18 protein-coding genes are annotated in these 13,365 nt (G+C 69.9%); 4 read left to right on the forward strand and 14 right to left on the reverse strand.

The window, feature by feature from the left end; translation table 11 throughout:
• Positions 1 to 6: 6 nt before the first annotated feature.
• The 4 genes from ACIBHX_RS16095 to ACIBHX_RS16110 form a co-directional block, all read right to left on the reverse strand.
• Complete coding sequence (locus tag ACIBHX_RS16095; protein ID WP_397067855.1) at positions 7 to 777, reverse strand: DUF4097 family beta strand repeat-containing protein; 771 nt, start codon at positions 775 to 777, stop codon at positions 7 to 9.
• A complete protein-coding gene (locus tag ACIBHX_RS16100; RefSeq protein WP_397067856.1) occupies positions 774 to 1,430 on the reverse strand; it encodes a response regulator in 657 nt (218 codons plus the stop codon). The genes ACIBHX_RS16095 and ACIBHX_RS16100 overlap by 4 nt, the downstream gene beginning before the upstream one ends.
• On the reverse strand, positions 1,421 to 2,584 hold the full coding sequence (locus ACIBHX_RS16105; protein ID WP_397067857.1) for a sensor histidine kinase: 1,164 nt from the start codon (positions 2,582 to 2,584) through the stop codon (positions 1,421 to 1,423). Before ACIBHX_RS16105 ends, ACIBHX_RS16100 begins: the two co-directional genes overlap by 10 nt.
• Positions 2,585 to 2,663: 79 nt before the next feature.
• A complete protein-coding gene (locus ACIBHX_RS16110; protein WP_397067858.1) occupies positions 2,664 to 3,623 on the reverse strand; it encodes a thermonuclease family protein in 960 nt (319 codons plus the stop codon).
• 84 nt (positions 3,624 to 3,707) lie between these two features.
• Here ACIBHX_RS16110 and ACIBHX_RS16115 point away from each other — a divergent pair, with 84 nt between their 5' ends.
• Positions 3,708 to 4,277, forward strand: a complete 570-nt coding sequence (locus tag ACIBHX_RS16115) for a hypothetical protein (RefSeq protein ID WP_397067859.1) — start codon at positions 3,708 to 3,710, stop codon at positions 4,275 to 4,277.
• Here ACIBHX_RS16115 and bioD read toward each other — a convergent pair.
• Genes bioD through ACIBHX_RS16130 form a run of 3 tightly spaced genes read right to left on the reverse strand, consistent with a single transcriptional unit; the run spans position 4,274 to position 6,275 of the window.
• On the reverse strand, positions 4,274 to 4,975 hold the full coding sequence (gene bioD / locus ACIBHX_RS16120; protein WP_397067860.1) for a dethiobiotin synthase: 702 nt from the start codon (positions 4,973 to 4,975) through the stop codon (positions 4,274 to 4,276). The two genes, ACIBHX_RS16115 and bioD, sit on opposite strands and share 4 nt — an antisense overlap.
• On the reverse strand, positions 4,972 to 5,691 hold the full coding sequence (locus ACIBHX_RS16125) for a GntR family transcriptional regulator (protein ID WP_397067861.1): 720 nt from the start codon (positions 5,689 to 5,691) through the stop codon (positions 4,972 to 4,974). Before ACIBHX_RS16125 ends, bioD begins: the two co-directional genes overlap by 4 nt.
• Positions 5,688 to 6,275: a hypothetical protein gene (locus ACIBHX_RS16130; protein WP_397067862.1), complete on the reverse strand. Its 588-nt coding sequence runs from the start codon at positions 6,273 to 6,275 to the stop codon at positions 5,688 to 5,690. The genes ACIBHX_RS16125 and ACIBHX_RS16130 overlap by 4 nt, the downstream gene beginning before the upstream one ends.
• Here ACIBHX_RS16130 and ACIBHX_RS16135 point away from each other — a divergent pair.
• Positions 6,243 to 7,745: a histidine kinase N-terminal domain-containing protein gene (locus tag ACIBHX_RS16135; RefSeq protein ID WP_397067863.1), complete on the forward strand. Its 1,503-nt coding sequence runs from the start codon at positions 6,243 to 6,245 to the stop codon at positions 7,743 to 7,745. The two genes, ACIBHX_RS16130 and ACIBHX_RS16135, sit on opposite strands and share 33 nt — an antisense overlap.
• A 158-nt stretch (positions 7,746 to 7,903) precedes the next feature.
• Here the strand turns inward: ACIBHX_RS16135 and ACIBHX_RS16140 are convergent, their stop codons facing one another.
• A complete protein-coding gene (locus ACIBHX_RS16140) occupies positions 7,904 to 8,158 on the reverse strand; it encodes a WhiB family transcriptional regulator (RefSeq protein WP_397067864.1) in 255 nt (84 codons plus the stop codon).
• A 275-nt stretch (positions 8,159 to 8,433) separates the two neighbouring features.
• Complete coding sequence (locus tag ACIBHX_RS16145; protein ID WP_397067865.1) at positions 8,434 to 9,372, reverse strand: diacylglycerol/lipid kinase family protein; 939 nt, start codon at positions 9,370 to 9,372, stop codon at positions 8,434 to 8,436.
• Positions 9,373 to 9,697: 325 nt separating this feature from the next.
• Here ACIBHX_RS16145 and ACIBHX_RS16150 point away from each other — a divergent pair, with 325 nt between their 5' ends.
• Positions 9,698 to 10,090, forward strand: a complete 393-nt coding sequence (locus ACIBHX_RS16150) for a hypothetical protein (protein ID WP_397067866.1) — start codon at positions 9,698 to 9,700, stop codon at positions 10,088 to 10,090.
• Here ACIBHX_RS16150 and ACIBHX_RS16155 read toward each other — a convergent pair.
• The 3 genes from ACIBHX_RS16155 to sodN all read right to left on the reverse strand — a co-directional run bounded on the left by ACIBHX_RS16155 (position 10,074) and on the right by sodN (position 11,825).
• On the reverse strand, positions 10,074 to 10,853 hold the full coding sequence (locus tag ACIBHX_RS16155) for an RNA polymerase sigma factor SigF (protein ID WP_397067867.1): 780 nt from the start codon (positions 10,851 to 10,853) through the stop codon (positions 10,074 to 10,076). The two genes, ACIBHX_RS16150 and ACIBHX_RS16155, sit on opposite strands and share 17 nt — an antisense overlap.
• 17 nt (positions 10,854 to 10,870) lie before the next feature.
• Positions 10,871 to 11,296, reverse strand: a complete 426-nt coding sequence (locus ACIBHX_RS16160; RefSeq protein ID WP_397067868.1) for an anti-sigma factor — start codon at positions 11,294 to 11,296, stop codon at positions 10,871 to 10,873.
• 127 nt (positions 11,297 to 11,423) lie between these two features.
• Positions 11,424 to 11,825 carry a superoxide dismutase, Ni gene (gene sodN, locus ACIBHX_RS16165; RefSeq protein WP_397067869.1) on the reverse strand — a complete coding sequence of 134 codons (402 nt, stop codon included), beginning with the start codon at positions 11,823 to 11,825 and terminating at the stop codon, positions 11,424 to 11,426.
• Between the two features lie 90 nt (positions 11,826 to 11,915).
• On the opposite strand from sodN, the gene ACIBHX_RS16170 reads away from it, so the two are divergent.
• Positions 11,916 to 12,212: a S24 family peptidase gene (locus ACIBHX_RS16170; RefSeq protein WP_397067870.1), complete on the forward strand. Its 297-nt coding sequence runs from the start codon at positions 11,916 to 11,918 to the stop codon at positions 12,210 to 12,212.
• On the opposite strand, the gene ACIBHX_RS16175 is transcribed toward ACIBHX_RS16170, so the two are convergent.
• Positions 12,182 to 12,592 (reverse strand): CGNR zinc finger domain-containing protein, encoded by a 411-nt coding sequence (locus tag ACIBHX_RS16175; RefSeq protein WP_397067871.1) that lies wholly within the window; start codon positions 12,590 to 12,592, stop codon positions 12,182 to 12,184. The genes ACIBHX_RS16170 and ACIBHX_RS16175 overlap by 31 nt on opposite strands.
• Positions 12,593 to 13,357 (reverse strand): amino acid ABC transporter ATP-binding protein, encoded by a 765-nt coding sequence (locus ACIBHX_RS16180; protein ID WP_397068325.1) that lies wholly within the window; start codon positions 13,355 to 13,357, stop codon positions 12,593 to 12,595.
• Positions 13,358 to 13,365 lie beyond the last annotated feature (8 nt).

Below are 13,365 nucleotides of genomic sequence, written 5' to 3' on the forward strand. Positions count from 1 at the left end.
CATGTCCTACCTGTCGTCGAGACTGATCGCGCCCTCCGGGGCCGACAATGTGATCTTGCTCGGCGACGCAGGGTCGCGGTCGACGTCCACCCTGCTCCACCTGGCGGCGGTGGTCACGTCGTAGGCGCCCTTCGGCACCCACGCGTCGATGTCGCCCGAGACCCTGGCAACCGCCCTGAGCAGCGTCGGCCGCGTGGTGAGCCACAATCGCAGGTTGCCCGAGCCCGTCTCGGCGTCCACCTGATGGCTCTCCAGCTTGTCGGCGGTGATGTTCCCAGACCCGCTCCTGATCACCACGTTGCCGGCGATCCCCGCCGCCGTGATGTCACCGGACACCGACGTCAGGCGCACGGTGCCGTGCAGATGCGACGCGTTGAGAACGCCGTTGGTGGTCTTCGCCTCGACCTCTGCCTCGGCCGGCACCACGACCCGGTAATCCGCCGTGCACACGGTTCTGTCCGGGTGGTCGTCACCCGAGCAGGTGGCGCTCAGACGCAGCGTGTGGCCGTCCCAGTCCTCTTTGACGAGGGGTTTGTCCTGCGACCATTGCAGCATGCGGTAGACGTCCACGACTCCGGCCTCGCCGGTTTCGACGTTCAGGCTCACGTTGCCCTGCGCCACCTCGACCACGAGCTTTTTCCCCGAGAACGGGATGGACCGGCTCGTGTACTCGATCGGCGGCCGGGCCTCGACGAATAACGTCCAGAGTCCGCCGGTCGCGAAGAGCAGTGCCGCGATCGTGCACACCGTGCCCGCGGCGAGCCAGAGCGGTCTCACGGCAGGCTCCGGATCTTGAGGAACTGCAGCACGGCCAGCACCCTGCGGTGATCGCCCTCGGTCTGGGGCAGGTCCAGCTTGGTGAAGATGTTGCCGATGTGCTTGCCCACGGCCCCCTCGCTGAGCACCAGTTCCTGCCCGATCCCGGCGTTCGAGCGTCCCTCCGCCATCAGCTTGAGCACCTCGCTCTCGCGCGGCGTCAGGCGGTTCAGCGGGTCGCTGTGGCCGCGCAGCAGCAGCTGGGCGACGACCTCGGGGTCCAGCGCGGTCCCGCCGCCCGCCACGCGGCGCAGCGCGTCGATGAACTCCGCCACATCGGCCACCCGGTCCTTCAGGAGATAGCCCACCCCGCCGGTGGCGGCCGAGGCGAGCAGCTGTGCCGCGTATCGCTCCTCGACGTACTGCGACAGCACCAGGACGGCGAGCCTGGGCTGCTGCCTGCGCAGCACGAGCGCGGCCCGCAGGCCCTCGTCGGTGTGCGAAGGCGGCATCCGGACGTCGGTGACGACCAGGTCGGGCTGGTGCTCGTCGGTGGCACGCAGCAGCCTGGCCGCGTCGGGCACGGCCGCGACCACCTGCATGCCGGCGGCCTCGAGCAGCCTGATCAGGCCCTCGCGCAGCAGGACCGAGTCCTCTGCCAGCACTACTCGCACGGCAGCTCCACCTCGATCGTGGTCGGGCCGCCCAGCGGGCTGGACAGCGTGAAGGTCCCGTCGACGGAGTCGATGCGCTGGGCCAGGCCGCGCAGCCCGGTGCCGCGGTCGAGCCGGGCGCCGCCGCAGCCGTCGTCCCAGACGAGCACGTGCAGCCGGTTGCCGGTGCGGGTCACGGTCACCTCGGCGTGCCGGGCCGCCGCGTGCTTGGCGATGTTCGTCAGAGCCTCGGACACGATGAAGAATGCCACCGCCTCGATGGTCGGGGAGGTACGCCGCTCGATGTCGACGCGCAGCCGTACCGGGATGGGGGAGCGGGCCGCGACGCCGGACAGGGCCGCGTCCAGCCCCTGGTCGTTGAGCACGGCGGGGTGCAGGCCGCGGACGAAGTCGCGCAGCTCCTTCAGCGCCTGCTTGGCCTCCTCATGGGCCTGCTCGATGGCCTGACGGGCGGGCTCGGGCAGGTCGGTGAGCGTGGCCCTGGCCAGGCCGAGATTCATCGCCAGCGACACCAGCCGCTGCTGCGCGCCGTCGTGCAGGTCGCGCTCGATGCGGCGGCGCTCGGCGTCCGCCGCGCTGATCACACCCTCGCGGCTCTCTGCCAGCTGCTCGATCCTGCGGTCCAGCTCGCGCCTGCTGGGGCCGAGCATCGCACGGGCCAGCGCCAGGTCGACCATGGCCATGCCGCGCGCCAGGATCGGCGCCAGTAGCAGCAGCCCGACGCCCACCGCGGCGTAGGCCAGCGCCACCAGCGGGTTCCTGAGGTCGATCGGGAACTCCATCGGCCGCGGCTGCAGTTGCGGCTGGATGAACGCGGTGACCCCGACCAGGCCGCCGCCCCACGCGACGGCGACCACGAACGTGCCCACCCCGGCGACCAGCGTGGAGAACACCACGTGATAGGCGAACTGCCGCCACAGGCTCGCGCTACGCCACCTGACGGGTGCCACGGGCGGCGGGATGTCCGCATGGAGGAAGGCGGCGAAGCGCGAGCGCTGGACCCGGGTGAAAGCGGGCACGCCGCGGCGCTGCACGGGCGGGAGCACGGTCAGCACGAGCGTCAGGAAGCCGAGCACCGCAGCGACCGGCAGCCCGGTCACCACGTGGGCCGTGTCCAGCCAGGCGCGCGCCGACCACGGCCGAGGGACTGTCATGCCTCAACGGTATTGACCGTGGCGAGCACCGCGACATGGGTTTGGTGTGCGCGTTCGGGGTGGGGCTAACCCCACCCCGTCACGCGGGCGGGATCGTCCAGCCCTTGGCGGCGAACAGCGGCCCATGCTCGGAGTTGACGAACAGCCGGTCCTCGGGGTTGGGGATGCGGAAGTAGCTCTGCGGGTGCAGCAGCTCGGTGGAGTCGCTCGACAGGTCGAGCACGTAGCGGTCGGGGGCACGGCGCCCGGCGAGGTAGCGCAGCTCGAAGGGGTACAGCATGAGCGGGTTGGTGTGGTCCCACAGTCCCTGCCCGGCCTCGCGGGCCGTCTTCACCGCCGCTCTGGCGAACCCGAGAGCGCCGGCGGCGCCGATCTCCTGGCCGCTGCCGGGCACCGGGACCGCGTCGGCGAGCTTGCCCTCGTGCCTGACGAACGGGTCGACGTTGGGCCAGATGAAGTACGGGGTGACGTTGCCGCCGGTCAGCAGGCGCTCGTTGTAGGAGGGCGGGCGCGGCTTCAGCTTCTGGTCGCGGTTGACGTAGCACAGCAGCCGGCCGTACCGGTCGAGGATCTCGTAGGCGAAGGCCAGCCGGATCTTGAAGGTCTCGTCCGTGTGGCCCTGCTCGGTGATGTCGCCCTGGATCATGGTCTTGAGCGCCTGGGTGGCCGGGGCCGCGTGCGTGGCGTGGTTGGCGGCCGTCTGCGCGCCCAGGCGGGGCAGCAGGTTCTCCATCAGCTCCTTGCTGAGCGCCAGCCCGGGGTAGGTCGGGGCGAACGGGTCGGTCAGGAACGTGGTCCAGGCCGGGTTGGTGATCTCCACGAAGCCCTTGGGGAAGCCCACGTTGGGCGGCAGCTCGAAGCTGACCTCGGGGGCGTCGATGCCGAGGAAACGCACGCCGAAGTTGCCGTCGGCCGCGATGTTGATCGTGTCACCGTCGTGCACGACCTTGTCGACCGGCTGGGCCACACCGTTGGCACGTGCCAGGAGTGCGTGGCCGACCGTGATGCCGGAGACTGGTTGTTCGATCGCCTTTGCCATGGCTGCATCATCACTCCGCGAACCCGCGAACGAAACGGCATTGCCGTACATCTGATGAATGGATGGCCAGACGGGGAGGATGACATGTGGCACTTGGTGTTAGCGGGTGCGCTGGCGTTCGGCGGCGGGGGACTGCCTGACGGGTTCCTGACGATGGAGTCGCACCCGCCCGCGCAGTCGTGGGAGAGCTACAGGGTGACGGACTCCAAGGCCCTCCCGTTGCAGCTCAACCCATGCTTCAGGCGGTCGCGGGCCGACGCGGGGCGGCTGGAGGGGCGGGCCGTGCTCTACTCGGGCGAGTACGAGATGAAGTACGAGCAGCTGGTCGTCTACAAGGACGTCGCGTCCGCCAAGCGCGCGATGCGGGGGCTCCGGGCCGACCTGCGCCGCTGCGCGGACGTGGGCAGAGGATACAAGCGCTACCGGTACTTCACCCGGCCGCTGGAGGTGGGCGACGACGGGCTGCGCGCCGGCGGGCGCTTCTTCGAGAACGGCGAGCACGCGGTGGCCGTACGCCGCGGGGCCGCCCTCTACATCGCGGGCGAGTCGGCCTGGCCGACCAGGAGCCTGCCGCTCAAGCACTTCAGGAAGCTCGTGGCCCAGGCGCAGGCCATGACCGTCAAGGTCTGCGACCTGCCCGAGGCCGCCTGCTAGGCCGCTCTGATGCTGGCCGGGCTGAACGTGCCGCCGAGCGTGACGCCTAGGCCGGCGCGGGCGATCGCGGGGAAGTCGTCGTCGGCGGCGGCCCCGGCGGGCAGGGCGCCCGCCAGCGGCCTGGCGGCCAGCATCTCCAGGTCGCCGACGTTGGAGCGCTCGGCAGGGCCGGGCGAGGCGGGCCAGCTGCCGATGACCAGCCCGGCCAGGTCCAGGCCGCGATTGGCCAGCGCCTCCAGCGTGAGCGCGGTGTGGTTGAGGGTGCCGCGATCCGCCCTGGTCACCACCAGCATCGGCGCGCCGAGCAGGTGGGCCAGGTCGGCGATCGTGGCGCCCTCCTCGTCGTAGCGCACCAGCAGCCCGCCGGTGCCCTCCACCAGCACCAGCCGGTGGGACTCGGCCAGCTCGCCGATGCGCTCGGCCGCCCCGGCCATCGACAGCGGCGGCAGCCCGCCGGCCCTGGCCGCCGCGGCGGGGGAGAGCGCGGCGGGATAGCGGGTCAGCTCGAACGTGGTCGTCACCCCGCTCAGCCGGATCACCTCGTCCAGGTCGCCGGGCTCGCCGGGCGCCAGGCCGGTCTGGGCGGGCTTGACCACGGCCACGGACGCGCCGCGCCCGACGGCCAGCGCCGCGACCGCCGCGGTGACGACGGTCTTGCCGACTCCCACGTCGGTGCCGGTGACGACCAGGACGCTCATGGCCGTCTCAGCCGCGTGACGAACTTGTAGCGGTCGCCGCGGTACAGCGACTGGGCCCACTCCACCGGGTTGCCGTCGGCGTCGAAGGCGTGCCGGGTCAGCAGCAGCATCGGCAGACCCACGTCCACGCCCAGCGCCTTGGCGTCGTACGGCGTGGCCAGGACGGTCTCGATGATCTCCTCGGCGTCGGTCAGCCGCACGTTGTAGGCGTTGTGCAGCGTCTCGTACAGCGAGGCATGCACCTCGAGCTCGCGCCGCAGCCTGGGGAAGCGCCGCGCGGACAGGTGTGTGGTGTCGATCGAGACGGGCTCGCCGTTGGCCAGGCGCAGGCGGTGGATGCGCAGCACGCGTCCGCCGGGGTTGATGGCCAGGCGCCGCGCCAGGGACTCGTCGGCGGTGATGTAACCGATCTCGAGGATCTTGGTGTCCGGCTCGAGGCCGGCCGTGCGCAGGTCGCCGATGTAGGAGGTCAGCTGGAGCACCTGCGCCACCTTCGGCTGGGCCACGAACGTGCCCTTGCCCTGGATGCGCAGCAGCCGCCCCTCCACCACCAGCTCGGTCAGCGCCTGCCGCACCGTCGTGCGCGAGGTCTCGAACCGTACGGCGAGCGTGCGTTCGGGCGGCAGCGCGGTGCCCGGCGTCAGGCTCTTGGTGAGCTCCAGGAGGCTCCGTTTGACGTCGTAGTACTTGGGAACCCGGGGGGCCTCGTCACTCACGCTCTCACCTTCTCTGCCACGGCGGTGAGGGCGACTTTGATCACCGCGGGATCATCGGAACTCAGATTGGCCCGGGCGGTCAACCGCAGGCAAGAGCGGTCCACGGACGCGCACGGCGCCACGCGATCCGCACCGGTCGCGGCGGCCGAAAGTGCGGCTCCCTGGGGAGCGGACACCACGGGCACCACCGCTCCCGCCGGGCGGCCCGTCTCATGGACGGGTCCGTGGGCCGTCGCGGCCGACCCGACCGCGCGGGCGCGGGCGCGTCCAAGCAGGTCAGGCTGACTGAGAAGGATATCCAGCGCAGCGAGCGCGGCGGCCATCGGGCCCGGTGGGAGAGGCGTGTCGGAGCCGGACGACCTGCCCGTGTCGATCAGCGTGGCGATCACCTCCGGTGCGCCGAGCACCGTCCCGGCCTGCGATCCGGGCGTTCGGGACAGTGTGACGGTTCTCACAATGTGAGATTCCCGAAAACGGCCGGTTGAGTGCACAAAGGGCGGTCCGTATTCCCCAGTTTGGATGTTCGGGCCGAAAGCACGCATGATGCACTCGTGCCGACTCTTGCCGACCTCGTCGTCCGCCACACCGCACTCGATGCGGCGGACCTCGACTGGCTGCACTCGCTCGTCTCGGATTGGCAGCTGCTGGCCGACCTGTCCTTCGCCGACCTCATCCTGTGGGCGCCGCTGATCGGTGCCGAGCGAAAGAGCCCGGCGGGAGACCATGAGCACAGCGGCGGCTGGATCGCGATCGCGCAGATGCGCCCGACCACCGGGCCCACGGTCTACCACGACGACATCGTCGGCACCGTCGCCGCCAAGGGCGAGCGCCACCTGATCGACACCGCCTGGGACGAGCGCCGCATCTGCCGCGAGGGCGACCCCGACTGGTCCACCGGCGTCCCCGTCCGCGAGGAGACGATCCCGGTACGGCGCAACACGCCGGACGGCGAGGGCCGCTTCCTCGGCGTCATCCAGCGCTCCACGAACCTGTCCTCGGCACGCACTCCTTCGCGTCTGGAGCTGACCTACCTGCAGAGCGCCTCGGACCTGGCCCAGATGGTGGCCGAGGGGCGCTTCCCGTTCTCCGGCGAGGAGCCGATCCTGGTCCGCTCGCCGCGCGTCGGCGACGGGCTGCTCCGGCTCGACCGCGCGGGCCGGGTCACCTACGCCTCGCCCAACGCGCTGTCGGCCTACCGGCGCCTGGGCCTGCACGCCGACCTGGTCGGCGCCGAGCTGGGCCGCGTCACCGCGCAGCTGTGCTACTCCGACGAGCCCATCAACGAAGACCTGATGATCGTGGCCAGCGGCCGGGCCGCCAAGGAGACCGAGGTGGAGTCGGGCGGCACGATCGTGCAGCTGCGCGCGATCCCGCTCATCGTGGGTGGCGGCCGCATCGGCGCGCTGGTGCTCATCCGCGACGTCACCGAGCTGCGCCGCCGCGAGCGCGAGCTGATGACCAAGGACGCCACGATCCGCGAGATCCACCACCGGGTCAAGAACAACCTGCAGACCGTCGCCGCGCTGCTGCGCCTGCAGGCCCGCCGGCTGCGCGTGCCCGAGGGCAGGGAAGCGCTGGAGGAGGCGGTACGCCGGGTGGGTTCGATCGCGATCGTGCACGAGACGCTCTCTCACGCGCCCGAGGAGTTCGTGGACTTCGACGACATCGCCGACCGGGTCATCGCAATGGCGGGGGAGGTGTCGTCGGCAGAGGTCGCCGTCACGCCGCGCCGCGTCGGCGCGTTCGGCGTGCTGCCCTCGCTGATCGCCACCCCGCTGGCGATGGCGCTGACCGAGGTGCTGCAGAACGCGCTCCAGCACGGGCACCCCGGCCGCCTGCAGGTGGTCGTCTCGCGCGGGGAACGCCTGGACGTGCTGGTGTGGGATGACGGCAAGGGGTTGCCGGAGGACTTCGATCTGGAAACCTCCACCAGTCTGGGTCTCCAGATCGTGCGCACCCTCGTCGAGGGCGAACTGTCGGGCAAGCTCTCCATCCAGCCGCGACCCGGGGGAGGGACTGAGGTCACGCTGTCGATCCCGCTGCCCAACCCGTGAGAGCCGTGGTCGTCGGAGGTTTCGGCCTCGACCAGCCAGACCGCACACAGGGCGTCGTTACGGCCGGCAGGAGTCCCCGACTCGCCGGAAGCGCCGGTCGCGGGCCCTCAGCCGAAGAACGGCGGGCGGCCGGTGGGACGGCCTGCCGTAAAGGAGAACTACGCGGTCGCCCGAGCGCGAAGACGGGCGTTGCGGCGCTTGAGGGCGCGGCGCTCGTCCTCGCTCAGGCCGCCCCAGACACCGGCGTCCTGGCCGGATTCGAGGGCCCACTTGAGACAGGCGTCGACGGCCGAGCAGGACCGGCACACTGCCTTGGCCTCCTCGATCTGCGAGAGAGCGGGGCCGGTGTTGCCGATCGGGAAGAACAGCTCGGGGTCCACGTCACGGCAGGCAGCTCGGTGGCGCCAGTCCATGCGTCCACTCCTTAGTAGATGGAGCCGTTGGTTGGCTCCGTGCGGCTACTACTTTGTGAAGTCTTTCACTAACTCGCGCGAACGTTTACCCGGATCGAGGTTTGGACCCGGGACATCCGTTGACGCCGGTAGGGGCCTTAGAGTTCGTCAAAGGTCCTACGTTCCGACGTCAGTGACGAGCCTTTCAGCCACGGAGAGTGCACGCAAGAGGGTTGGCGGGAAGTTTTGGCGGATATGGATGTCGGATGCGTCACACAATGACCGAATGTAACCGGCTAGACCAGAACTTGTAATGCGTTCGGTGTAGACCGGAATGTTACGGATTCCCGTTCTCCGAGGTAGTCCCCGTCGAGTTCAAAGGCCATCGGGCGGTCCGCTGTGAGCGTGAATTCGGGTTCGTCGTGCAGTTGGACGAGGTGCCGGCCGGACGGAAGACTGTCACGCTCCGTGAGTACTTGTCGGATCAGTGAGCCCATCGAGAACAGCCCCATCCGCTCCAGGCCGAGCAGGTCCAGCCCCGTCTCGAAGCTGGCCCACGGCGTCGGGGCGACCGGGCGGGTGCCCACGTAGGTCCACGGCGAGACGTTGGAGATGATCGCCATGAAGATGCCCTCTTCGGTGGGGATGCCCGGCCCGGTGAGGGTCATCGCCGGATGCCGCTTGTCGGTGGCCATGTAGTGGCGTACGGCCGTGTTCACATACCGTGCCGGGGTCGCCTTGCGGCCCGCGCCCCGCAGGCCCTCCACGGCCCTGACCACCTCGGCGTCGAAGCCCAGGCCTGAGCAGAAAGTGAAGTACCGGCTCTGGTCCTCCCAGATGGCCTGTCCCAAACCCACGCTCCGCCGCCGGTCCTCCCGCAGGGCCTCCAGCGCCGCGCCGGTCGCCTCCACCGGGTCGTTGGGCAGCCCGAGCGCCCTGGCGAACACGTTGGCGCTGCCCCCGGGGATCACGATGAGCGCGGGCCTGGTCTCCGGGTCGGCGTCGGTGACGAGGATGCCGTTCACGGCCTCGTTGATCGTGCCGTCGCCGCCGAGGATGGCGACCACGTCGTAGCCCTTCTCGCAGGCCGTGCCCGCAAGCGCCGCCGCGTGGCCGCGGTAGGCGGTCTCCTCCACGGTCAGGTCCACGGCCGCGCCCAGCGCCCGGATCAGCACGTCCCGCCGCCTGGAGTTCGTGGTGGTCGCCTTGGGGTTGACCAGCAGCATGGCACGCATATCGCCAGCGTAACCGCTGATCCTTGTCCCCCTTCCCGCCACAACGTCCCTTTTTTGCCGTGCCGTCATACCTTTTCTGCCCGGGTACGGTGGCCCAGCTTCTGTCCGGTACGGTGGCCCGGCCCAGAAACCGCCCAGGTGGTTTCCGAGCGCCGTAGCGGCGGGGACCCCGCATCACCGGAGGAGCGTCTCCCTGGACAGGGCCTGGCCGAAGTGCGGCGGGTGGCGGTGGGGCGGCCTCGCCGTACAAGAGGACGATCAAGACGCCTGCCGTACGGCAGGAAGCGAAACAGCGCCCGGAGCAGGCGGGAGATAGGGTGCCAACATGCGTCCGGTTACTGTCATCGTTGCTGCGGCCGTCGTGGCCCTGGAGGGGCTCGTGGCCCTGGGGCTGGGCGTTTACGTGGCAGTCGAGACGCTGATGGGCGCGGCCAAGGACCTCGCGCCGGCCGCGGCCGAGGCGGGGTTCGGGATTCTGCTCGGCGCGGGGCTGCTGTGGGTCGCCTGGGGCGGGCTGCTGCGGATGGAGCGATGGGGGAGGGCGCCAGGCGTGCTGGCGCAGATCATCGCGATCCCCGTCGCGATCACCCTGTTCGACTCGGGCAAGCCGTTGCTCGGGATCCCGCTGGTCGTGCTCGCGTTGATCGGGCTAGGCACGCTCCTGGCGCCTCCCACCACCAAAGCGCTCTACGGCGAGGACGCTAGTCCTCAGCGGTGAGACCTTCGCGCAGCTGGGCGAGCGTGCGGGCCAGCAGACGCGAGACGTGCATCTGCGAGATGCCCAGCTCGGTGGCGATCTGCGACTGGGTCATGTTGCCGAAGAACCGCAGCAGCAGGATGCGCTTCTCCCGCGGCGGGAGCCGCTCAAGCAGCGGCTTGAGTGACTCCCGGTATTCGACGCCCTCGAGGGACTCGTCCACGATGCCGAGCGAGTCGGACACGGCGGGCGCGTCGTCGTCGCCCGAGTCGGGCGCGTCGAGCGACACGGTGGAGTAGGCGTTGGCCGACTCCAGTCCCTCGAGCACCTCCTCCTCGGTCATCTTCAGGTAGGCGGCGAGCTCGGCGACGGTCGGGGCCCTGCCCTCGCGCTGCGACAGCTCGCTGATCGCCTTGGTCAGCGAGAGCTTGAGCTCCTGCAGGCGGCGCGGCACCCGGACCGCCCAGCCCTTGTCGCGGAAGTGCCGCTTGATCTCGCCGACGATGGTCGGCGTGGCGTACGTGGAGAACTCCACGCCGCGGGCGAGGTCGAAGCGGTCGATGGACTTGATCAGTCCGATGGTGGCGACCTGGGTGAGGTCGTCCAGCCACTCGCCGCGGTTGCGGAAACGGCGAGCCAGGTATTCGACCAGGGGAAGGTGAAGCTCGACGAGCTCGTCCCTGATGCGCTGCCTGCGCGGCTCATCGGGACCCAGCTCGGCCAGTTCGGCGAAGAGCATACGGGCACGCACCCTGTCGGGCACGGCGTGTTCGCTGGTGGCCATGGCTCCAGTCCTTTCCGTCACGCCGGCCTCGCCGCGCCTCGGCGCTTGCGCAGGACGATCGCCATGCGATCGGGGGAGTCTGTCACCGCGTCCACATCGTCGGCCAGGGCTGTCAGCACCATCCAGGCGAAATCATCGCGTTTCGGCGCTGAGCTGCCGACGGTCGCGACCTCCACCCTGACCTGCATCTCCTGGCCGGAGAGCTCGAACTCGGCGGTCAGGTCTGTTCCCGGCACGGCCTCACTGAGCAGCATGGCGCACGCCTCGTCGACCGCGATCCGCAGATCCTCGATCTCGTCCAGCGTGAAGTCCAGTCTGGCGGCCAGCCCGGCGGTAGCCGTACGCAGCACGGACAGGTAGGCGCTCGCGGCGGGCAGCCTGATGCTCACCACGTCGCGGATGCCGGCCTCGTCCGCCGCACGCGTCTCGGTTTCCTTGGTCACGTTCCTCCTCGCGTATACGACGCTGACTGCAACTTACCGCCCCGGAGGAGTGGTTGGCGGATTCAGACTCGCCATCGACGGAAAAGGCTCTGTGCGGTGTGGACCACACAGAGCCTTATGGCCCGATTTAGGCGGCCTTGGTCTCCCAGAAGATCTTGGAGATCTCGTCGATCTTGCCGAGCAGGTCGTCGGCCTTGTCGACGTCGACCGTACCCTTGGCCCCAGCCGCGCCCGCGAGCTTCGTGGCGTCCCAGAAGAGCTGGTGGAGCTGCGGGTAGGTCTCGAGGTGCGGCGGCTTGAAGTAGTCGGTCCACAGCACCCAGAGGTGGTGCTTGACCAGCTCGGCCCGCTCCTCCTTGATGGTGAGGGCGCGAGCGCGGAAGACAGGGTCCTCGTTGGCTGCGTACTTCTCCATGATCGCCTTGACCGACTCGGCCTCGATCCTGGCCTGCGCCGGGTCGTAGACCCCGCAGGGCAGGTCGCAGTGTGCGGAAGCGACATGCTTGGGTCGTAGCAGTCGTGCGAGCATCAGAAAGTCCTTCCTTGATGCTGAATCAGCTTGGTCCAACTACCGACCTTACTCGGGTCCATACGCCTGCGGAGGAGGGGGTCAGAGCCCATGAGAGTGCGTGTCGAGGGGGATTCGATGCGGCCCGCCCTGCTGCCCGGCGACTGGCTTCTGGTACGGCGCGGCGCCACGGTCCACCCGGGTGACCTGGTGGTCGCCCGGCTGCCCGACGACCCGGACCGGCTGATCGTCAAGCGGGCCCAGTGGCACGGCGAGGACGGCTGGTGGCTGGAGAGCGACAACCAGCGCGCCCCCGGCCGGCGCGACAGCTGGGACTTCGGCCCGGTGCCCGACATCGTCGGGCGGGTCGTGCTGCGCTACTGGCCGATCCTCCGGCGCGCCCGGTAGGCGGCCACGTTGGCCCGGCTGGCGCAGCGGGCCGAGCAGTAGCGGCGCGAGTGGTTGGACGAGGTGTCCAGGAACGCCCGCCCGCACGAGGTATCGGCGCACCGCCCCAGCCTGTTCACGCCCAGGTCGGCGACGAGCGCGGCCAGCCCCATCACGGCGCAGGGCACCGTTTCCTCGGCCAGGTGCAGATGCCAGCTCTGCCCGTCGTGCCCCGACAGCTGCGGGCGCACCGGATACCGCACGAGCAGGGCGTTGAGCAGGTCGATCGCATCCCGCTCGCGCCCTTGCGCGGCCAGTGTGAACACCTGACCGAGCTCGGCGGGCGGCTCCCCGTCATTGACCAGCCGCACCGCCCACTCGGCGTAGGAGGACAGATCCATCTACTCGTCGGCGTGGAGAACTCGCCTGAGGAACGTCCTGGTCCGCTCGTGCTTCGGGTTGGCGATGACCTGGCTGGGCACGCCATCCTCGACGACCACGCCGCCGTCCATGAACACGACCCGATCGGCCACCTCGCGGGCGAAGCCCATCTCGTGGGTGACCACGATCATCGTCATGCCCTGCTCGGCCAGCTGCCGCATGACCCCCAGCACCTCGCCGACCAGCTCGGGGTCGAGGGCCGAGGTCGGCTCGTCGAACAGCATCAGCTTGGGCTGCATGGCCAGCGCCCTGGCGATGGCCACGCGCTGCTGCTGGCCGCCGGACAGCTGGTTGGGGTAGGAGTCGCAGCGCTCGCCCAGGCCAACCTGGGCCAGCAGCTCCCTGCCGCGGGTCATCGCCGCCGACTTGTTCTCGCCCTTGACCCGGATCGGCGCCTCGATGATGTTCTCCAGCGCGGTCATGTGCGGGAAGAGGTTGAAGCGCTGGAACACCATGCCGATGTCCCTGCGCTGGGCGGCGACCTCCTTCTCGCGCAGCTCGTGCAGCTTGTCGCCCTTCTGGCGGTAGCCCATGAGCTCGCCGTCGACCCAGAGCCGGCCGGCGTTGATCTTTTCCAGGTGGTTCACGCAGCGCAGGAACGTCGACTTGCCCGACCCCGAGGGGCCGATGACGCAGACGACCTCGCCGTTGCGCACCACCAGGTCGATGCCCTTGAGCACCTCGAGCGCGCCGAAGCTCTTACAGACCTGCTCGGCCTTGACCATGATGTCGT

It is taken from the genome of Nonomuraea sp. NPDC050536 (assembly GCF_044457685.1).
In the GTDB taxonomy this organism is placed as follows: Bacteria; Actinomycetota; Actinomycetes; order Streptosporangiales; family Streptosporangiaceae; genus Nonomuraea.